Raw genomic sequence first — 22,165 nt, forward strand, 5'->3', positions numbered from 1 at the left:
TGCGGAGCTTGACGGCGACGAGGCCCCGCCGAGAATCGGCGTGTCAGGGAAAGCAACCGCGCCAATAAGCACTGCCCCGGCCGTCAGGCCGGGTCCAAACAAGCCACCACGCGCAAGCGTGATGATCCGCCTAAGGCGCCCACCAGATCACATCCTTGCGCTCCGTGGCCGTGCCCGCGCTGACTAGAGTCGCGGTCACCTGCTGCAACTGGAACCAAATTCCCGCCCTCCTCGGAACAGGTGCCGCTCCAGGCCGACGGTGCTCACCGACACGGCCGCACTGGCTGCCAAGATGCGTAAGCCGCATGAGCACGGAGACAATTTGGTTTCTCCTTCAGATGTGATGCGGAGCTTTAAGTCATCTGGCTTAGCTTCCCGACCTGACATAGTTGCGCAGTGCGAGGATAAAAATCACAAGCGGCACCGCGATGAACGCCCGTACGAGGTACTGCCACGAGTCGATTTCGGTTCCGGTTCCTGACCCGACGATGGCACCGAACGGGCTGGCAGCGCGTTCCACCCATCTGAACATGAAGTTGCCGACATCAGGCCATCCCGTAGGGAAAACTTCAGCCCATGTCGTTGGGAAGTTGGCCACGCAGACAACAACAAAGGCGAGTAACAGCCAGGTGACAAATGGCGGTCCAGGCCGCTCACCGTAGCCGAGCACGCGATACACCCAAAGTGCGGCACGCTCCGTTCTGCCTTGCGTGGTCTCGTGCCTAAGACGTTGCGCGCACCACCCCACTTTGGTTCTGGCTGCCCCTGATGCTCCCTTCTCACGAGTTAGCTCACGCATTTTTCTCATCAGCTCAGCATCATGGCGAAGTGCAGCACCCGACTGCCTCACGCGGGCTTCCGCTCTGGTCTTCCCCGATGTCAGCCACCCTGTAATTCCGAGTTCCCAGCCGGGCAATGACTTAGTCGATGGCTCGATGTGGTGCGCGTCGTCCAGGAGATTGAGCATGCTGCGGCCCCTCAGTCCGTCTGGTACACGAAACCCGCTAAGAAGGGCCCCTTTACACGGAGTATCGAGAGGCTGACCGCCGATCTTGTGAGTGTCCTTAATTTGCTTAATAAGGAATCCCCCTGGGGCACCTGATATCTGGGCGCCTTGGATTCCTGCGATGGTCAATTCACCTTCAACGCCTTCTATCACGGCACCGGGCTTCGCACTCACGGACGGTGCCTCGTTTCGATTGCTCTCAAAGATCACGCGATCACCAACAGATGTGCCGTCAAAGTCCACATTTACTGAGCCACGGAACCGAGTGTTCGCAGCTTCGTCCTTCACCGCGATGGTCATCGATGAGTCTGCAGCCACGATGATGTCTCGGATCTTGTTGACAGTAAGGGGTCGGGTGTCGCGGCGCTGGCCTACCGACTGCACACTTAACACCGCTGGGCGGTCTCCAGATGACTCGATCAGATCGAGTTTTGACTGACCGTTGTTTCCTGCCAAATTCAGGATCGCGTTGTCATTCCGGACGATGAGTTTTTCGATGGATAACACGCCACTCGATGGGAAGATCTCCCCCCGGTGTGTCAGGTGTACCGTCCTGAACTCACCTCCCGCGAGCTTCCCTCCGTTGAGTTCCACACGGAGCCCGCCGAGTCCCTTAGAACCGGCTACCAGTGCGCCGTTCTTGTGGACCAGCGTGCCTGCACAGTGTTCGTCAGCAGTCGCCTCGATCTGCCCATCGTCCAAATCAAGCTCTACACGGCCTTTGACTGACTCATCGAAATGCAGAGCACCCTTCACGCCGTATGAAGTCTTGTACAGCTTCAGATGTACTCCTGAATCCGAGCGGACATCTGAGATTGTCCACTCAGCCACGGAAGGTAAGTGAATCGATACCGACTGCCCTGCAGGAATTGCATCTGCGGAGATGTTTCCCGCCGCACCGGAGCGAACTCCGCCGGATATCTCGAAGTACACGCACACCCCATTCGGCGCGTCAGGCGCATCCTTCACCTTCGGGATAAGGCCTCTCTGGCTCTTGTTATCTCCAAGGAACGTACTTAGCCAATCAGGGCGTGCACTCGCCGCGGGCGACCTTGTCATCCTTTGTCCTCCGCAGGGAATGCACCGTGCCTAATCACGAGGACTAACTCCTTATTCCAGGACGAACACACCGACATAAAAGTCCATCTTGCTATGTTCGAACACGCGGAGCACGCTCCGACCGCACCAGTCCGCGCTGACCGTGGTCTTCGCCGGGTGGGTAGCTCACCGGTTTCTGGTTTGATTTCTGTTCAGCTGCACTAACGGGTCGCAGGTCGGCGTTGACGGTCCGGCAGGCTCGGCCGCTTCCCTCGATCACCCCTGCCGCACCGGCCCTACCGTATCGAACATAGGTTCGATAAGGGTTAGGATGGGGTGTGTGTCCCCGCTGGTTGAGTGGTCTCCACGCATGTGCGGGAACGGCCACAAACTGGGCCCGGGAACGATGCTGGTGGGCTGGCAAACCACCGAGGAACCCTACTGCCGGATATGGGTATGCCGCCGGTGCGGATGGACACTCCTCGACCGCTCCCGCTACTCACACAGGAGCCGCTGACTCGGCGCCAGTATGGGCTTAGAGTCCGGCTTCGCTGCACTTTTCTTGTTGTAGTTGTGGTGTGTGCGAGGTGTGGTGTTCGCTGAGCTGCTGGTGGTGGGTGAATTTGGGTTTCACTGCGGCAGTGTTCCCGAGACCGGCAGCGCGGAGGTCGTTTTCGAGGTTGTCCTTGTTCGGGGAGGTGTGTGTGCGCGCGGTGTAGCGGCGGAGACTTTCGCGGGTGAGGTCTGCGTGGGTCAGCTCTTTTGCGGGGGTTTTCAGTTGTCCGTGCAGTGCTGACTCGGCATTGCTGCGGGCGCGGACTTGGGTATTTGCGGCGCCTGCGGCGAGTTCTCCTTCGCTGTTCCAGGCTTGCCAGTGCCATTGGTGTGCGTGCCAGTAGGTGCGTGCGCCTGGTTTGCCGCTGTCGGGGTCGTGTCCGTAGCGCAGTTCGTGTGCGCTGGGGCTAGTGGCCTGCCATGGGCTGGTGCGTGCTCGTTGTTCACGGTCCGCTGCGTCTGCGTGCCAGCGCTTTTGTGCGTCTGCCATGCGTTGGGGGACGGAGGCGGTGAGTTGTTCACGGGTGGTGCCGCGTGCTTGTGCCCATCCTTCGGTGGGGTTGAGGTCGCGAGTCCAGCCACGGTATTGACCTTCGGAACGTCGGCGTTGTTCGTCGGCTGCTTGCCGCTCGAGGGCTTCGGGGGAGTTTTCGCGGGCGTTGACCTCGAGTCGGAGTTCGTGAGCTTGGAGTCGGGCGAGTTCGAGTTCTTCTGTTTCGGTGAACACGGCTTCGGGTTCTTTGAGTGCGGCGTCGAGTTTGGCGTTGTTTTCCTGGAGCTGGCGGTGCAGCGCTTCGGTTCGTGCGGGGACTTCTGCGGCCATGTTCCGCATAATTTTGAGCATGCCGTGTGCTGCTGCGTCGTTACGCAGGGTGTCGGTGACTTTGTCCCGGGCGAGGTAGCGGGTGCGTCCGTGGAGGGTGAGTCCGTACATCGCTGTTGCTGAGTTGTACGAGAGGGTGACCGCTGAGTCTTTGGTGATTGTTGCGACGGTCGGTTGCTGGTCGAGTGCGTGTTTGTTGCGGATTATTCCGGTGAGGGAATCGCGTAAGCCAGTGATGAGGCCGTTGGTGTCGTTGTCGGCGATGGAGCGGCCGTTGAATTGCCAGTGTTTGCGGTCGCGCTGGGAGTTGATCCATGTGTCGATGTGACCGGTCGCCTCTTGTAGTTCGGGCAGCTGGTTTTCGATTGTCTGGATGCTGCGGCGCAGTGCTGCGATGCTGGCGCGGCGGGCTGCGTTCGCGTTGTCGACGGCTTTCTGCCGGGCTTCGAGGGTTTCTGCTTTCTGGTCAGCCTCGACTTGTTTGATGTAGACCTGGTCTCCGGTTGCTGCTGCTTTGGTTTGGGCCCAGGAGAGGGTGAGGTCCGCGCCGATGTCTTCCATTGTGGGCGGGAGGTCTTCGCTGCGGATCTGGGCGACGGCGCTGGCTTTGCGTTCGACGACTTGATACATGGTGGCGTCGTAAGAGCGGCGGGCGACGAGGTTGACGATGTTGACCTCGTCGTTGACGTTGCCTTGCCGGATACCTCGCCCGATTCGCTGTTCCATGTCGGCTGCTGTCCAGGCGGAGTCCATGTTCAGCACGGTTTTTAGTAGTCGCTGCGCGTTGAGTCCGGTGCCGCCTTTTTTGGTGGAGGTGATGAGCACACGGATGCGGCCGTCGCGACATGCTTCGATCATCTGGGTCTTGGCTTTTGCGGTTTTCGCGTCGTGAAGGAACGCGATCTGTTCTTGTGTCATTCCCCTGGCGATCAGTGCGTCGCGCAGTTCGGTGTAGACGTTTTGCGCGCGGGGCCCGTCGCCGGGTTTGGGTGTGCCGCGGTCACAGAAGACCAGCTGGAAGACACCGTCGGCGGCGGGGCCGTGTTTGTCGGCGGGGGTGTGCAGGGATGCGTTGTCGCTGTGGACTTTCCATAGGTAGTCGGCTGCTGCTTCGACACGGGATTTGTCCGGCGGCGGTGGGGCGAGACCTGCGAGACGCGGGTGCATGGTGGCGTTGCGTCCGTCTGTCGCGATTTTGAGTGTGTTGTCCCATGTCGGCTGTATCGGTTCGTGCAGTTCGGGGTGGCCTTGTTTGAGGTCGGCGAGACGGTCGTCGAGGTCGGCCATGAAGTCGAGGACTTCTTGTGGCATGTCGAATTCGAGGTTGTGCGCTTGTCCGCTTGCGATTGCGGGCAGCTTTACCGGGATGTCGTCGCGGGTGACGACGTCGCGGAATTGGTCGACCATCGCGACGAGCTGGGGAACGTTGGCGTACTCGGCCATGCGTGAGACCATGCGCAGTTTTGTTCCGGTGACGTTCATTTCGGCTTTGGTGACCGATTCAGCGAATGTTTGCGCCCAGTTGTCGATGCGACCGAGCCCAGTGTCGGTGAGCAGGTCGGGGCGGAGGAATTTGTTCATGACCCACAGTTCGGACAGGGAGTTGCTGACGGGGGTTCCGGTGGCGAACGCGAGGGCTTTAACTGGTGCGCCGGGACGGCCCAGTGCTTCGTTGCGGCGGGCACCTTCGGCGCGCAGGTAGCGGGCTTTCATCTCGAGGTCGGAGGCGCGCTGGCTGCCGTCGTTGACGGCGAGGTCCCGTGAGGCTGATGCTCGTGTGAGGTTTTTGTATTCGTGTGCTTCGTCCACCCACAGCGCGTCGCAGCCGGATTGTTCGAAGGTGAGGCCCTCATCGCTGCGGGTCTGCTCGATGATCTTTCTGATGCGGTCCTCAGTGGCTCGGATCGAGCGTTCGATTTGTTTGACGGTGAAGTCGGCGCCGTTCTGGTTAGCGGAATCGAGGGCCTGGCGCATGTCGGAGATCTCGTTTTCGAGGTACTCGATTTGCGCTTCTCGTTTCATGCCGATGAGGGTGAACACGCTCTGGGGGACGATGACGAGGTCCCAGTCCGCTGCTGCGGTCTGGCCGATGAATCGCTGTCGGTCTTCGGGGCCGGACATGTCTGTTCCGATGAGAATCTTGGCGTTGGGGTATGCGTCTCGGGCTTCGTTGGCCCATTGGCCCAGCAGGTGGTTCGGGACAACTACCCAGGGCTGGCGGACCTGTCCGAGTCTTTTTGCTTCCATCGCGCTGACGGTGATGGTGAGGGTTTTCCCGGCACCGACCACGTGGTCGAGCAGGATGGTTTCGTCGTTGAGGTATCTCTGCACGGCGCGGGCCTGATAGTCATAGAGCCGGTACTTCGGGTTCAGTCCCGGGTATGTCTTGTGGGCGCCGCTGTAGACGGGCTTGACGAAGCTGTTGAACTTCTCGTTGAAGATGTGTTTCAACCGCAGGTAGCGGTCGCCGTCCGCCCACATCCAGTCCGCGAATTTTTGCTGTAGCCCGGTCGCGGAGGCGCGGGCGGCGGCGGTGTGCTCGGGATGGTAGGAGGGGTTTGGGTTCGCTTCGAGTTCCTCGGCGGTTTTGTTGACGACGACGGGTTTGTTGTTGGCGATCATGTTGAAGATGTCGATCCCGCTGATGCGGCGGCTGCCGTACGGGTCGGGGTAGCCGCGGATGTCGTCGACGTGCCGGTTGTTCTGCTCGGTGGAAAAGGACCACTGTCCGGTGACCGGGTCAAGCTCTGTGGTGAGCCGGTCGGCGTCGAGTGTGAACTCTTGGGTGAGGAACTGGCGGTAGTACTCGACTGGTACCCAGGTCGCGCCCGGCCGGATGTGAATATTGGCGGGTTCCACGTCGGGCGGGATGACAGCTTCGAGCGCCTCAACTACTCCGTCGTAGCGAGCAGGGTTGTGCTGTGCTCGCTGCCGCGCGAGCGCGAGTTTGTCGCGGATATGCCCGGAGAGGAACGTCGCCGCGAATTCCCAGCGGTGGTCGTCGTCGAGGGAAGGGTATATCGCCCCTTTTGCTGCGGTGAGGGTGTCTTCAGCGCTGCGGCCGAGCAGCTCGGCCATTCGTTCGGGCCTGATCTCGCCGGTCTCGTCGAAACTGATCGCGGCGGCTTCTTCGACTGTTTCCGCGCTGACGGCGGGGTCGGTGAAGGGTGTGACGTCCTCGGTGAAGATGGGGCCTTTGCTGGCGGTGGCGTTGCTGCCGTCGTAGTCGGAGGTGAAGTCTTCGGCGCCGAGCACCATTCCCAGCCGGGGATCGCGGGCGATCGCGCCTTCGAGGTGACTGCGTACTTTTCTCGGCGTGCGGGGTGTTGATGCTTCGTCGAACAGGCGGTCCCGTACTTCGGCTGGGATTTCTCCGGTGTACGGCCTGGCGGTGGTGGGGTCAAGCCCGTTTTCGCGGGCTTCGGCTTTGCCTGCGTCGGTGCGCCACTTGGCGATCTTTTCTTCGAATGCTCTGTTGATCGCGTCAGCGCTGAGTGCCTGCACTGCTTGGAGTTTGAAGCGGTTTACCGGCCCGAATTCGGCAGTGTATTGGTCATGCAGTGTGTTCAGTTGCTGGCGGAGGGCGTCGCGGTCAGCGCGCAGCGAATGGGGATCGCGGCTGGCTTCGTTTAGGTCAAGGATGGTCTGGCCCATATCCGTGATGAGCCGCCACTGCTGCTGCTTGGCTGCGCCGCGGCAGGTGACGGTGTTCCATCCGCTGCCGATGCTGAACTGTTCGAAGGTGTCAGTGACTTCGTTGTAGCGCAGTGTGCCCGGCAGGGTGTCGGTATCTCGTTCGGTTGCGGACGTATCCAGCAGCCCCGGCTCCCGCAGTGTGTCCTTGCCGGGGCCTGGCTGTGCGGTTAACGCAAGTCCCGTGTTACGGGCCTGCGCGATCAGTGGATCAAGCTGGGTGCGCAGTTGCGCGGACAGTGGCGTGTCTGTGCGGGGTGTGACAGTCAGCCCGGTCCGGCCGTGCAGGCCGCTGCCGAGTGCGAGTTCCCCGAGCACACGCTGTGGGTGTTCGGTGAAGTACCGGTTGATTCGCAGTGGTTCGAGATGGCCGGATCGTTCATTGCGGACTTCTGTCTCATCGATAGGACCTGCCCATAGAAGAGTGTCCGCGCTGGCCTGACGATCGTGCTCGCGGCGGCGGAAGATCAGAACATCGGTGACGACATCGGTTTTGGCTTGCCGGTCGAACGCTCCGGTTGGCAGCCGGACCGCGGCGATCAGGTCACCGAGTCCGGCCATCCGCGCGCGTGCCTCCGGGCGGACCGCGTCGCTGGTGTGTGCTGAGGTGATCATCGCGACGTAACCGCCCGGGGCGGTCAATGCCAGGCTTTTGACGATGAACTGGTTGTGCAGGGAAAACCCGTCAGGGTTGTGGACCGGGTCGTAGACACCGGTTTTCGCGAAGGGCACGTTGCCGATGGCGCCGCTGAATGCGCCGTCGGGGGCGAAGCTACGTTCAAAGCCGTGGTTCCGGATCTGTGCTGAGGGATACAGGTGATGCGCGATGTGCGCGCTGATTTCTTCGATCTCGACGCCCACCATGTGCACACCGGCAGGTGCGGTGCCGATGAAATTTCCGCTGCCGCAGCCCGGCTCGAGGATAAGGGCACCCTCTGGCAGGCCCGCCCGCTGCAGGGCCCGCCACATTTCGTGCACAACAGCCGGGTCGGTGTAGTGGGCGTTAAGAGTGGTGGCTCGTGCTGCCCCGAAACCTTTGTCTCCGAGCAGCTCACGCAGTTCAGCTTGTTCGGCTTCCCATTCCTGCGCGAATCGCTGCCGGTTATCGAATACCTCTGGGGTGGCGCCCCAGCCTGACCACTGCGCGAGGATGGATTGTTCCTGCGCGGTTGCGGCGCGGCCTTGTTCATCGAGGAGACGGATCAGGCGGACAGCTTCGATGTTCGCGCGTACTCGCGCTTTAGCCCCTGACGGGACAACGACCTCAGCGCCCAGGGCGAAGTTACGCCCGGCTGGCGCGCCCTGGCCCAATGCGGCGTGATGTTGCGGGGCGGCTGCCGGATCTGGGGTGGGCTGGTTCTGTGATGTGTGTTGTCCGGATGGTTTCTCAGCCTGGCCCGGCTGGTGTTCTGCGGCTGTTTCCCGGTACTGCGCGGCCTGCTCGGGGGTGAGGTAACGGATTGACCCGGATTCTGTGATCGCGGGCACGAGGGTGCGCTCGCGCCAGGCCGGGTGCGTGAGCGGCGGGCCCCACACGTCGTCCGGGATGACAATCTCCGGCCGTGGCGCGGCTATGCCCTCAGCTGGCTGCTGTGTGTTCTCCGCGGCGGCGATATCGATGGCGTCTTGCTGTTGTTCCACCTGTTCAGAGCGCTGCGCAGCGGCGGCTCTGAACGCGTCGGTGTCGTCGCTGATCTCCGCTTCCGCAGCCACGGACTCAGCCTCTGGCGGCGCGGTGGTATCGATGATGTCCTGGAGTGCGGACAGGAGCGGCTCGCCTGGTTCGCGTTGCTGCTCAACTCGTTCACGCAGCTGCGTAATCGCGGGGTCAGGCTCTGCGGCTCCGCGGCGCTGCTCCCAGTACGCGGCGGCGGCACGCTCACCAGTTTTCTGCCATCTCGTCTGGTCGTTGAGGAATGCGTGCAGCTCGTCGCGCAGCGCCAGAGTCGTGCCAGGATCGAGCGCGAGTTCCCCGGCCTCAAGGACTGCACGCTGGGTGAAATGTGCGTGAGCGATTGCAGCGTACTGATCGAACGTGTTTGCCGGAGACGCTGCGACAGCGTCGATCTCCGGGTCATGCTTGCAGAGACGCTGGATAAGCAGGGTTTCCGCCTTAACCGGTGGTTCGTGCCCGGTCTCACTGGCTGGCCCCACGGATTCGCTGCGTGCGGTAATCGTGTGTGACTCGGCCGGGGCCTGGCGGGGCGCTGGGGTGGTGAGGGCATGGATTAGATCGCTGGCTTCACCTTTCGTCAGATCTAGCTCAGGGGCGTAGTCCTGGCCAGCTTCACCGCTGAGGCGCTTGAGTGTCCGTAACTGGAGATCGGTTGCGGGCTCGGCCCGCCAGTCACGTCCCCGCTTGCGCCGCGGGGCCTGGATAGCGAGGGACTGCGAGACCTCAGCGGGGTCAATTCCGGCTTCGCGCAGCTGGTGTGCAAGCTGGGCGTCACGGTCAGCAAGTGCGCGCCATTCGTGACGCAGCCGCTCCAATTCACTGCGGAGCTGTTCGGCGCGGGCCGCATTGGTGGCAACGCCCTCGCTGAGGCCGCGAGCTTCAGCGGCTTCTAACGCCCGCTTAGCTGAGGCGAGACGCTTCGCGACTGTGCGCCCGCGCTCAACAATTCCCAGAACGTCGCGGTGCGCAACGGCCCACGCGTGCTGCAGGTCTAGAACGGAAGATCGGGATTCTCGGGCGGGTTCGCCTGCAGTTCGTCCAGGATCATCTCCTCCAGCTCGTCCGCGAGCGGATCGTGCGGTGTCGCCGGGACCGGCTGATTGTCCTCGATCCGCTGCGCTATAAGCGCTTCCGCTAACGCTTTGAACGCCCCTGGCTTGTGCATCCAGACCCGGTCCACGACCTTCGCTGCGACCGGATTCGGCTGAACGTTCTGCGTCTTCCACCGGTCGGGCTCGCGGGCTTTGAGCGCCCGGTCGTACTCCCGCTGGATCTGCTGCTCCATTGCCGCGAGATACGTTTGCTTGTCCTGCTTCATTTCCGGCGTCACCAGGGAATACAACTCCTGGGCGAGCACCATTTCCCGCGCTTGCCTCCACGCGCTCTCCCGCGCCTGGATTTTCGTGCGGAAGCTCGGTGTCTGTCCCGGCGGAGTCCACTCCTGCAGCGCCTGATGCTCGAACGCCTCGGCCGCGTCCTCGGTCATCTGCTGCAGCCGCAGCGCTTCCCGATCGATCTGGTCCTGCTTCTCGGACGGACTCAGCGCCGGGTCTAGCCCGACCCATTCGGTCAGAATCCGGTGCGTCTCGCTCGCTATCTGCGGATCGATTCCCTCGATCTGGTCCCTGTCCACCATCCCCGTCGCTCCCCTCGCCGTAATAAAACTCGAATGCGCCCTGGCTCTCGCTGCGCTGCGCCACCCGGCCCCCTCGTACTCACCCCTGCACTCCGGTTGCATCCCCCTCGCGAGCACTGGAGGGGCACGACACGCTCCAGACCCTACCAGCCGGTAACATGAAAAATCGCTTTGACCAGGGTTAACCCTCGACGAGGGGGTGAAGGTTGTCAGAACCCGGTTTCTAGTAGTACATCGTCTGGTAGCGCACCGGCCGAGATGCGGAATAGACGACCAGCATGATGATCGCGGGAATGATGAAAACCCCCGCGAAGGCTCCGAGTACAGCGCTTGTGGCTGTTCCGTGCCTGCGGTATGCGAGGAACGCAAGCCCACCAGAGCACAGTCCGATAACCGCGTGGCCGGCAAGCAGAAACAACAGCCCTATCAGTAGGTCCATTCAGGTGCCCCTTTATGTAGGTGGTCTGCCTGCCCCTAAAACTGGGGGCAGGGTTCGCGGCCCTCTCTCAGTGCCAGGGTGTGGTGTCCCAGCTATGGCGACCGCCCCCGTAGCGACGTGAGACGAGATCTTTAACCGAGGTCTTGACTCGGTCAATGTCGTGAATGGCCCGGAGCTGAACCGGGGCCGGTTCCGATGGGTCATACAGGACCAGCGTTCCAGTTCCGAACACACGGTCAATGAGGGTTCTTTCAGACTCCACACTGGTGATCCTTCCCATCGGAAGCGTCCGTTCGGTACGCCGCAGTATCCCGGATCGGATCACGATCCGGTCCGGGTAGATGGTGAAAGTAGTTGCTAGCCAAGCAATGATCGCCAGGACACCGTTCGCGAGCCCAACGAGAACCAGAACTACCGTGAGGGCTCCGGGCACGTACTTCATGACAGGGATGTCTATCCCGATTTCCTCCGGGGCCAGCAGCGCGGGCATCAAGAATCCTGTCATACCCGCGAGAATCAGAAGTACCACCGTAGCGGCAGCTGGACCTGCCAGGGTGCGGGCGTGCGGGCGCCCACGGAATAAGACTCCCCCCGCTAATGGCGAAGTCGGTGGTTGCCCCCAGTTCATTCGATGGTCTCCTTTTCGCATTGATGCACCGCCATCTGTCCTGGCAGCAGCTTTTCTATCAGCTCGGACTGACACCATTCCGGGAATGTAGCATCGCTACATAACTAGCGCTACTTGCACGATTATGCTAGCAGCGCTAGATCACTGAAGGATGCACGCACACGACGCATTCACTACGCCAATGAAGCCGCGGTACCGGCTCAACCAACTTGTTTGAAGCCGGGGGGCATCCGACGGGCCCCACCGGGTCACCCATAATGTCGGTGCCTGCTGGTTTACTGAACGGGAGCGTGCGAACTACCGCAGCCGTTCGTCACGGACCGCACCGCACCACCCCATCTATGCAAGTCAACAAGGGAGCGCGTCGTGGACGATGTGACAGAGCTCGAGTCGCTGCCGGTCGAGCAGCTGATCGAGATGATTCGAGAGAGGACTGGGGCGGGGGTGAACCTCTCGTTCCCCGGCAAGGTACTGGCGCGCCAGCTCGGCCGCCGGGTGCGACCGCGGAACCAGCGGACGGTGAAGACCCACAGTGCAGGTGACGAGCACGGCCGCTCGCGCAACCTGGTGATCGAGGGCGACAACCTCCAGGCGCTGGCATCTCTCTACCGGGAACGCGGCCAGATCGACATGATCCTTACGGACCCGCCGTACAACACGGGCGGCGACTTCCGGTACAACGACAAGTGGGACAAGGACCCCAACGACCCAGACATGGGTGAGTTCGTGGGCAGCGACGACCCCGCGAAGCACACCAAGTGGATGAAGTTCATGTACCCGCGTCTCCAGATGATGCGGGCCATGCTCAAGCCCTCCGGAGTGCTCGCGATCTGCATCGACAGCCGCGAGCTGTTCCACCTCGGCCAGATGCTCGACGAGCTGTTCGGCGAGGAGAACCGGCTGGCGATCATCAATTGGCAGAAGTCGTACTCGCCGCGCTCCGACAACAGGCACGTCTCCACAGCGACCGAGTACGTCCTTGTGTACGCCAAGAACGAGAAGGTCGGAAAGACCGGGCTCGAGCCCAGGACGGCCTCGATGGATGCCCGCTACCAGAACAGGGACGGAGACCTTCGGCTCTGGAAGCCCGGAGATTTCTCCGGCCCCAAGGCGTCGACGCACCAGGGCATGGTTTACGGCGTCCAGTCGCCGTTCACTGGCGAGGTCCACTACCCGCCTGCGGGCAAGTGCTGGCGGTCTCCGCAGCGAGAGGCCGAACGCTGGCTCGAGGAGTGGGGTGTGTCCTACGTCCTCAAAGCGATCGACGACGCGTCAGTGCGCGCTCGAATAATCGGGGTGGACGCGTCGGACGTCCGTCCCGTCAAGGCGCTGATGCTCGCGACGCCGCTTGCAGAGGCAAAGGAGAAAGCGACCAAGCGGTGGAAGGATGGCCCGTGGCCAAAGATTTTCTTCGGCGTCAAGGGGACTGGTCGCCCGCAGCAGAAGAACTACCTCGAAGACGTCAAACAGGGCCGCGTGCCGATGACGTACTGGGCCGACGAAGACCTCAATGATCCCGAGATCCTCGGCGACGTTTCGTGGGACCACGAGGAGTCGGGGCACAGCCAGACCGGTGTGGACGAGCTCACGGCGGTCGTAGGCGAGGGTCACGGGTTCGAGACCGTGAAGCCGATGAAGCTCATGACCAAGCTCATCCAGATCTGGTGCCCTCCAAGCGGGACGGTACTCGACCCCTTCGCGGGCTCCGGCTCCACCGGTCACGCGGTGCTCAAGCTCAACCGTGACCAGGGGGCCGACCGGCGCTTCATCCTCATCGAGCAGGGTCGTCCGGACAACGGGGACTCGTACGCGAAGACCTTGACTGTCGACCGCCTCCGCCGCGTGATCGACGGGAGCTGGAGCAAGAAGAAGCACGCACCGCTCGGCGGCGGCTTCACCTTCAAGAGGCTCGAGAAGAAGGTTGACGCCAAGACTCTTCTGCTGATGGAGCGCGACGAGATGATCGACACGGTCATCGCGTCGCACTCCAGCACCGGCAGCCGGCGGAACGCCGTCCTCATCCCGCTGGGCGACGACGACGAGCCGTACACATACCTCGTGGCCAAGAACGCGAGCAACGAGGGCATCTACCTCGTCTGGTCAGGCGCGGGCTCGAACACCGATCTCACGGAGGAGGCGTATGAGGAGATCACAGAGGAGGCGGAGGCCGCGGGGCTGGCCGACGTTTATCACGTGTACAGCAGGCGGAACCTCATCGTCACCGACGACGTGATCTGGTACCAGATCCCCGACCGCATCCTGTCCGACTTCGGTCTGGACATCCGCACCGAGTCGTTCACCGAGGAGGGATGACCATGGCGATCGAGCTCTTCCAGTTTCAGCAGGACGCGGCCTCGCAGATGGCCGACCGCTTTATCGAGTACTCTGCGGAGCCCATCGTGATGGGGCGGCGGGCGAGCGTGCGCGACGTGCCGTTCTACCAGGCGCTCTCGTCGATCACCGGGTCCGGCAAGACCGCTATCCTGGCGCAGGCCGCCAGCGAAATCGTCGCGATGTCGGAGATACCGCCGGTCATCCTGTGGCTGTCCAAGGGCAAAGTAGTCGTCCAACAGAGCTACGCGAACTTGGCCGACGGCGGCAAGTACGACCACCTGCTGCCGGACATCAATGTGCGGCTGCTCAGCGAGTACACCCCGGAGGACGTCGCCAACTCGAAGGAGGCACTGCTCTACTTCGCGACGGTCGGCACCTTCAACCAGAAAGACCGCGAGAACAGCAACCTCCGGATTTTCGCGTTCGACACCGACGACATCGAGTCGACGCGGTGGGAGGCACTGAAGGTCCGCGAGACTGCGGACGGCAAGCGCCGTCCGCTCGTGGTGGTCTACGACGAGGCGCAGAACCTCAGCGACCAGCAGACGAACCTGTTGCTCGAGCAGCAGCCTGCGGTGTTCCTCCTCGCGAGCGCGACTCTTCAGTTCCCCGCCCAGTTCGAAGCGGAGGTCATACAGCCGCTGAGGCAGCAGGGTGAGTACCGGGACGAAGACCTCATCACCTCGGTGAAGTCCTCCACAGTAGTCGCGTCTGGCCTGGTGAAGGGGATGATCTCCCTGGATGGCCTCAACGCACCGATGGAGGAGACCGTCTCTGAGATGCTATCGGACATGCGCGAAGCAGAGGACGATGCGCGGATCGAAGGGTTGAATTTCTCGCCCAAGGCGATCTACGTCTGCAACACGAACATCCTCGCTCATGACGCCAGCCAAACGGACGACCCGAAGCAGCCGTTCGACCAGAGGCAGGCGCCGCCGATCCTAATCTGGCGATACCTTACTGAGCAGTGCGGCGTCCCCGCCGACGAGGTAGCGGTGTACGCGGACCTAAAGACACACAAGGACTTCCCACTACCGTCGGACTTCAAGTTCTTCAGCGGAGGAGAACGAGACTATGAAGACTTCGTGGCTGGCGACTATCGGCACATCATCTTCAATCAAACCCTCCAGGAAGGCTGGGACGACCCGAGCGTCTACTTTGCCTACGTCGACCGGACCATGGAATCGTCGGTGCAGATCACACAGGTGGTCGGGCGCGTGCTTCGCCAGCCCGGCGCGATACACTACGAGTCTGATCGCCTGAACACCGCGCACTTCTACGTGCGGGTGGACCGGAATGACTCTTTCGCGCAGGTCGTGGACGACGTGCGGCGAGGCCTGGGAGGGGACGCGCCGGAGGTGCGCATCCTGACCTCACCGCCCGGGACGGAAGAGCCCGAAAGCCTCGCTCCGAAGCAGTCCCGGACAGTGCCCCGAACCGCGATCGATAATCAGCCGACGCTGGGCCCTGTCGAGAAGGTACTGGCCAAGATCCACGACTACTCGCATGACGAGTTGAACACGCGAGGTAAGGGCCGCCGTCGCACGGTCCAGCAGACCATCGGTTCGGGCGACGCGGTGGACTCGGAATGGGTCGACTTCGAGCAATCGAACCGTGTCAACGCTCGCTGGGTCTTCCGGCGCGAGGTCGCTCGGAGGTACCGGCCCGCATTGATGGTGATGAACACCGACACGGAGAAGTTCGACGCGAAGGTCGGCGTAGGCAGCTGTGCCTATGCAAGCCTGACCGACAACGCCGCCGAGGCAGTCGACGAGTACCTCCGTCACGCTGTGATCAAGCAGCTCATGCCGAAGCCGTACGCAATCGGAAGCACGCTGGTGCGCCGCAGCAGCATGGAGACCTTCAAGAATGCCCTGCATGAGGGCTACGACGGTCTCAACGACCTCGAGCGGCGCTTCGCCAGGGCGCTCGACGATACTGGCCTGCCGTGGGCGCGGAACAGATCTCAGACGGGGTACAAGATCCCGCTGGTGTCCCTCGGCCAGACAGTGTGGTTCTTCCCCGACTTCCTCGTATGGGCGGGCGAGACCGTGATCTGCGTCGACACCAAGAGCGAGCACATAGTGGTGGGCGACGCTCGCCGCAAGTTGCTGGCGATCAAACCGCACAAGAAGGTGCCGACCACCGTCGGGGTGAAGTTCGTGACCGAGGGGACATGGAAGGCCGACGGCACGCCCGACGGCAGGGAGGGGTTCTCGGTGTGGGAACTCGGCAGCGGACGGGACCTCCGAGCGCTGCCCCACGACGATCTGGAGTCGCTTGTAAAGACGTTCATACCGGAGGCTGATTCTGACGACTGAACGATGACTGGCGCTAGGCGCGCCGTAGATCGTTCAAGGACGTCGATCTGACAGTCATACGCCGTTCCGGCAAAGATGTCCACTGGAACTGCCGCCAGCCTGCTGGCCTGTTCTGGGCGGTTGGGCCCGGCACTTAGCTAGCGCGTTCGTAGGTCAGCGGCTCGCAGGTAGCTGTATACGGTTTCGCGGCTGATACCGAATTCTCTAGCGAGAGCAGCCTTGCCTTCACCTGCACTGACGCGTTCACGTAACTCGCGGACCTTCTCAGCAGTGAGTGCAGGTTTACGGCCGGTGTAGACACCACGAGTTTTCGCCTTGGCGATGCCCTCGCGCTGGCGCTCACGGATAAGCGCCCTTTCGAATTCAGCGAAGGCGCCCATGACTGAGAGCATCAAGTTCGCCATCGGTGAGTCCTCCCCCGTAAAGGTAAGGCTCTCTTTGACGAATTCAACCCGCACACCCTTCCCCGTCAGGGTGCGTACGATTCGGCGCAAGTCATCGAGGTTACGCGCGAGCCGATCCATCGAGTGAACGATGACGGTGTCGCCTTCCCGGACAAAGTTCAGCAGTTCCTCGAGCCTTGGGCGTGCGATGTCTTTCCCGGAGGCTTTGTCGGTGAACGTCTTTTCCACGTCGATGCCATCGAGCTGGCGGACGGTGTTCTGATCGAGGGTGCTGACTCTGATGTAACCAACCCGCACTGTCCCGGACCGCCTCTCTCCCAGCAAACCGTCAGAATGAACTCTCAGAACCTATCAGACACGAGTCAATAAATGCTGATTTAGACCCTAACTTGACGCTCTTTGCTTTGAGTGCGACATGTGATCCTAGGGTGCACCCTAACACCACATTGGTGTTAGGCGGCGGGGTATTTCCCATTCGCAGCTGGGATCTCCGCCATGGCTCAGAACAAGTGATAAAGGAGGGAGGCACACTAACCTGCCGACGGAGAAGAGCCCATGCAGCATCGGCGGCCTGTTGCGGATCGCACCGCCTCAGCAGGAAGGGTGATGCACAATCGTCGACATGGCTCGCAGGACCGGTTGGATCAGGTGGGTGGTAGTGGCCGCGTTGCCGGTCGTGTTCGTCTTCATCGTGGTTGGAGCGTACTGGTATGGCGAAATGCAGGAGCAAGGTAAGGGCCTGCCGTATGCGGTTGGGGCTGCGACCATTCTCGGCGGTTTCGGCGGCGCCGTTGGCTGGAGTGTGAACCACGCACGCCGCCGGTCTGCTGGTAGTGACGTCGGGCTCCCTCCGCTGGCCTCAGCCACCGATGAGAAGATCCGGTTCGGGGACGCTGACCCGGTGACGTCGCTCGGAGTGCACCAGGCAGTCCTGGCAGCTGATCAGAGTGACCATGATCCGTTCATCCCGCATGTGACCCACGGACTCGATGCGTTGACCCCGTATATGCCACGTGGCCACGACAAGAGGATTCAGGAGGCAATAAGGCCAGCGGCGACAGGCAATGCGTCCGTGCTGGTGATGGTGACCGGCGATTCCTCTACCGGCAAGACACGGGCTCTGTACGAGGCACTGCGCTATCTCGCGCCCGACCGTGTTGTGCTGCGCCCTTCGGATGCAGCGAGCCTCCTTGAGCAGTTGCGGGCGGGGCGAGTGAACGATCAGACCGTGTTGTGGCTCAACGAAGCTCAGCGGTTCTTCGACCGTTCCCACTCTGAAGAGGCCGCAGTGTGCCTGCGAGAGCTCCTGGTCAAGCAGATCGGCATTATCGCAGTGGGGACACTATGGCCCCAGCCTTGGGAGAAACTGACCCGGCCCGGCTCGGAAGGTGATCCGCACAGCCACGTCCGCGACGTGCTTACGCTGCCCCAAGTCACCGTACATGTGCGCGTTCCAGATCACCTCTCCGAGGACGAGCAAAAGAAATGGCGGGCGCTCGCCGAAAAGCAGGGTGATCAGCGGATGATCGACGCCCTCAATGCTGCAAAATCCGACGGGCGAATAGTGCAGCACCTTAGCGGCGGGCCAGAGCTCCTACAAGCCTTCCTCGACGGTCCCAATCAGCACTTCACTTACGTTGAACACGCCCTACTCACCGCCGCAATTGATGCGCGCCGTCTGGGACACCGCACTCCCCTTTCGGCCAAATTGCTGGCAGATGCAGCCGATGGCACAATCATCTCCAAAAAGCGCCTGGCCGAGCGGGACTGGGCACGCAAAGCCCTGACCGCCCTAAGCACTGGGGAACGCGATAACCAGCAGCGCACTGATATCCGGTGTACCCTCACCGCCCTCACCACCGTGCGCACTGCTTCCGGCGCCGAAGCGTTGTACGAGCCAGCCGACTATTTGGACCAGCGCTTACGTACGATCCGCGCGGACCAGCTCGGCAGCGCATCCCTGTGGCAGGCCCTGCTTGACCACACCACCGATCCCGACGACCTCTCTTCCCTGGCGGACGCAGCTAAGCACCGTGGCCTGCTCCAGCACGCGGCACGGCTGTATCACCGGGCGATCCTCGCCCAACACCCCCACGCTGCTTGCGAACTTGTCGGACTGTTGTCATCGGACACTGACCCGCACCAGCACGGTTCCTGCTGGGCCGCCGCCCACACATCCCTCACAGACCCGGTAAGCGTCACCTGGCTACTGATGAGTCTGCATGAGAAGGGGCAAAAGGATGCCACTGACCTGCTTCTCGCCCGCGATTTCGCCGTCGACGTGAACCTCTCTGATCTGTGGGCTGTTAGCAGGCAGCTGCTGATACTGGATGCGGCGAGACAGTCGCAAGCCGTCGCTGAGCTTGCCGCCCGCGCCGCCAACGATGCACCCCTCACCGACGCGGGGGACGTCGCCAGGCTGCTGAAGGCGTTGCACGAGGTGGAGCAAAACGACGCCGTCGCTGAGCTTGCCGCCCGCGCCGCCAACGATGCACCCCTCACCGACCCGTGGAATGTCGTCTTGCTGCTGAAGGCGTTGCACGAGGTGGAGCAAAACGACGCCATCGCCCAGGTGTTAGCCCGGAATCCTGCTGCCGAGGTCGCCGTTACCGACGCGGGGGACGTCGCCAGGCTGCTGAAGGCGTTGCACGAGGTGGAGCAAAACGACGCCGTCGCTGAGCTTGCCGCCCGCGCCGCCAACGATGCACCCCTCACCGACCCGTGGAATGTCGTCTTGCTGCTGGAGGCGTTGTGTTGATGTGGACCAGGGCGGACTGGAGCAGGTGAAGGGCAAGCATCGATACTTCGGTGTGTTCGCGGTCGGGGCCAGTCAGGTCGCCGTCTTTGCCGTAAAAGATGACGGTATTGCCGGAGTTCCAGTTCTCGACGACTTGCAGGCCGCCGTGGATCTCCCGCCGCAACTCTGGTGAGGCGAGAAAGTCGCAGGCGAAGATCGTGCGTACCGCGCGACCCAATTCTTCGAGGGCCTGGTAGGTGGGGTGTTTTGGTCCGCCTCGAGTGAACCGGCGCAGGATCGACTCGGATTCGGCGGTACCGAGCCGTAGTGCGGTGGCGTAGCGGACCATTTGGTCGTACTGCTGAGTGATCATGTCCCAGCGGATCGGGCGCGTGAGGACTGGGCTGAGTTGCCCGTATGCTGAGGTGTCGTCGGGACGGTAGAGCCGGATCGAGCCAATGCTTTTCAACCGGGGCAACAGCCGGAACCCCAGTAGTTCGGTGAATGCGAAGCCGACGACTGATGCGCCGTGGGTGTCGACGTAGCTGGTGTAGATGTCCGCGTCGGTGCAGTGCCGCAGCAGCCCTTCAATCATCGCTGCAACCTCAGACGACGAGCACGATTTCAGCTGGGAGTAGATGCAGGTGGAGCGGCGTTCGACGTGCCAGTAGATCATCACCCCGGCGCCGCCGTAGCGTTGATGCCATTCAGTCATCAGGTTCGATTCCCACGACCCGAACTTCTTCGAATCGCTCGCACAGGTGGTGCCGTTGCCCCACCATGCTGGGTCACGCGCCTCGAATGTCGAGTTCACCAGTTTGGCGATCGCTCGGCGCAGGTTGTCGCGGGTGATGAAGTGCCGCCGCACATGCCGCAGCGCGGCTTCTGATTCACCGTGTTCACCGGTGGCCACGATCGCGCGGATACCCATGTTCGTACCAAGGGCGAAAAGGCACAGCAGCAGGCGCCGCCGCAGCGTGTCGCGGTCGATCACTTCACGGGAGGCGACTGAGGTGAATTCGCCGGTGAACTCGGCAAGGAAGTCGGCTTCCTTGAGCACATCGAGAAGGTCCAGGGTGCCCCATCGTCGCTGTACTTCGTCTTTTACCGCGGCGAGGTTCACTGGTTCGGGCAGTGGTTCGAGTCGGGGCATGGTGATCCACGGCTGCCCGGCTCGCGTGGTGAGGCTGACACCAGCGCTGCGGTCGGTCAACGCGGCATCCAGTCGCGACAGGGCATCGCTCATCCGTTGCTGCAGGCTAGTGATGAATTCGCTGGCGTCGAGCGGCTTCCGCAACGCGGCGTAGTGGATCTCGCGTGCAGTGTCGAAATCGCGAGGGAGATCCTCGTCAGGGTTGCGCCACCGGTTCCCGCCACCGGCGTAGATTTCTCGGCGTCGCAATGCATCCCGCAACGCGATCAATACGCACAGCTCATAGGGGATGCGTTCGATCCGACCCCGGTCATCAAGCACCGCGTCACGCCATGCTCGCGGAACAACCCCGTCGAGTGGCACCAGATCATCGGGTGCATAGAACCGGGCCTTCCCATCAGTGTTCGCGTAGCGGGCCAGCAGATCCAACGCTTGCATGACAGGCCGGTAGGCAGTGTTGTTGCAGCGGAAATCCAAGGCAACCAACAGTGCTGGGAGCATCCGCCGGTAGTAGCTGCTGTACGAGCCCCTCAGCACAGTGCGGACCCGGGCTTGGAACGATTGCTCGTTGGCGCGGGCTTCCCGGACCAAATCATGCAGCTTCTTCTCACCGACCACCGGGAACAACACGTCACGAACCGTGTCATCAGGGTGGTCCACCGCTGCTTCAGCGATCCGGAACAGGATCGACTCCTTGCCCCGAACTCGCCGCAGGTCGTCGATCAACTCGCGTTCGACGCGACGGTCGGCGCGGGCGTTGATCCGATGCACCAACCCGATCAACAGATCCACCAGCGCGTCGATGATCTCTGCCGACCGAACCCAGCACAACGCAGCCAGCAAGGTCAGTCGAATCGCTCGCGGTGCTGCCTTCAAATCCGATGGATACGAGCGGGCTGCGCGAGCACGCCACGCATGCACCAACTTGTCCGAGGCATCGGCGAACAAACCTTCCGGCAGCTGAAGACTACGGACCGAATCGAGCTTGCCGATCTCACGCAACAGTGTTTCGAGCCCGAGCTGGCCGGGATCGGCCTTCAACTCCGCCAGCAGCGGCGAACCGGCCAGTTCTTCCAGCCGCGCCACACAGTCTTCACCGAGACGATCCACCGTCGTGCTACAGAAACGCTGGTCGAAACCCGCTCGCGCCGACCGGATGATCCGCTCGATCCTGCCCGGTGGCTCGATCCGTTCAACCCGGCACCGAACCAGCAAAGCCTCCCGCAATTGTTCATCGCGCAGCTCGACCGGACACACCTCAAGCGACAGCCAATCCGCGAGTTTGTCCTCGTCAGCACGGGTGAACTCCCGGAACCCGAACACCGCCCTAATCTGGGCGCGGTGGTACTCGATCGTCCTGCCCGCCCACCGATAGTTTGGGAACTCCGTCGGGTCGACCTTTACCTGTTCGGCGACGTAAGCCACCGCATCGGTAGGGATTTCGCTGGCCTGGCTCGGGAACCGGGCCTCGATCTCGAAGAATTTCAGCATCACCGCGAACGCCAGACGGGTAGCCCCAGTCTTGTTCCCGACAAGACGCCAGTCCTCTCCGATCAGCGTCCACGACGCGACCAGATCCTCAACCGACCAATCCTGGCGCATGAGCCGAACAGTAGACCAGGTCAAAGCCGACCGCTGACCGAGACGGGGTTCCGGTAGTAATCGCGCGGAAAACAACACATATGGCTGGACCAGCGGCGATGGTGTTGTGATCGGTTCGGGC

At 62.1% G+C, this 22,165-nt stretch carries 10 protein-coding genes; 3 read left to right on the forward strand and 7 right to left on the reverse strand.

From position 1 onward, the window contains the following. Window positions 1-367 precede the first annotated feature (367 nt). The 5 genes from ONR57_RS22630 to ONR57_RS22650 all read right to left on the reverse strand — a co-directional run bounded on the left by ONR57_RS22630 (window position 368) and on the right by ONR57_RS22650 (window position 11,370). Window positions 368-2,065 (reverse strand): hypothetical protein, encoded by a 1,698-nt coding sequence (locus tag ONR57_RS22630; RefSeq protein WP_265125975.1) that lies wholly within the window; start codon window positions 2,063-2,065, stop codon window positions 368-370. Between the two features lie 514 nt (window positions 2,066-2,579). Beyond that, on the reverse strand, window positions 2,580-9,605 hold the full coding sequence (locus ONR57_RS22635) for a helicase-related protein (protein ID WP_265125976.1): 7,026 nt from the start codon (window positions 9,603-9,605) through the stop codon (window positions 2,580-2,582). A gap of 176 nt (window positions 9,606-9,781) precedes the next feature. After that, a complete protein-coding gene (locus ONR57_RS22640; RefSeq protein ID WP_265125977.1) occupies window positions 9,782-10,426 on the reverse strand; it encodes a hypothetical protein in 645 nt (214 codons plus the stop codon). Between the two features lie 223 nt (window positions 10,427-10,649). After that, window positions 10,650-10,865, reverse strand: coding sequence for a hypothetical protein (locus ONR57_RS22645; RefSeq protein ID WP_265125978.1), 216 nt, complete (start codon window positions 10,863-10,865; stop codon window positions 10,650-10,652). A 67-nt stretch (window positions 10,866-10,932) separates the two neighbouring features. After that, window positions 10,933-11,370, reverse strand: coding sequence for a PH domain-containing protein (locus ONR57_RS22650; protein ID WP_265125979.1), 438 nt, complete (start codon window positions 11,368-11,370; stop codon window positions 10,933-10,935). 489 nt (window positions 11,371-11,859) lie between these two features. On the opposite strand from ONR57_RS22650, the gene ONR57_RS22655 reads away from it, so the two are divergent. Together ONR57_RS22655 and ONR57_RS22660 are read left to right on the forward strand one after the other, a co-directional pair. After that, on the forward strand, window positions 11,860-13,806 hold the full coding sequence (locus ONR57_RS22655) for a site-specific DNA-methyltransferase (RefSeq protein WP_265125980.1): 1,947 nt from the start codon (window positions 11,860-11,862) through the stop codon (window positions 13,804-13,806). Window positions 13,807-13,808: 2 nt separating this feature from the next. Then, complete coding sequence (locus ONR57_RS22660; RefSeq protein ID WP_265125981.1) at window positions 13,809-16,148, forward strand: DEAD/DEAH box helicase family protein; 2,340 nt, start codon at window positions 13,809-13,811, stop codon at window positions 16,146-16,148. Between the two features lie 137 nt (window positions 16,149-16,285). On the opposite strand, the gene ONR57_RS22665 is transcribed toward ONR57_RS22660, so the two are convergent. Then, complete coding sequence (locus ONR57_RS22665; protein WP_308198740.1) at window positions 16,286-16,849, reverse strand: recombinase family protein; 564 nt, start codon at window positions 16,847-16,849, stop codon at window positions 16,286-16,288. Window positions 16,850-17,174: 325 nt separating this feature from the next. On the opposite strand from ONR57_RS22665, the gene ONR57_RS22670 reads away from it, so the two are divergent. Beyond that, entirely contained in the window at window positions 17,175-19,310 is a 2,136-nt protein-coding gene (locus tag ONR57_RS22670) for a hypothetical protein (RefSeq protein ID WP_265125982.1), read from the forward strand. Here the strand turns inward: ONR57_RS22670 and ONR57_RS22675 are convergent. Further along, the gene (locus ONR57_RS22675) at window positions 19,264-22,044 is read right to left on the reverse strand and encodes a Tn3 family transposase (RefSeq protein ID WP_265125983.1); all 2,781 of its coding nucleotides are present in this window, start codon (window positions 22,042-22,044) and stop codon (window positions 19,264-19,266) included. The two genes, ONR57_RS22670 and ONR57_RS22675, sit on opposite strands and share 47 nt — an antisense overlap. Between the last annotated feature and the right edge of the window lie 121 nt (window positions 22,045-22,165).

Origin of the sequence: Hoyosella sp. YIM 151337, from assembly GCF_026041215.1 — a bacterium.
Classification (GTDB): domain Bacteria; phylum Actinomycetota; class Actinomycetes; order Mycobacteriales; family Mycobacteriaceae; genus Hoyosella.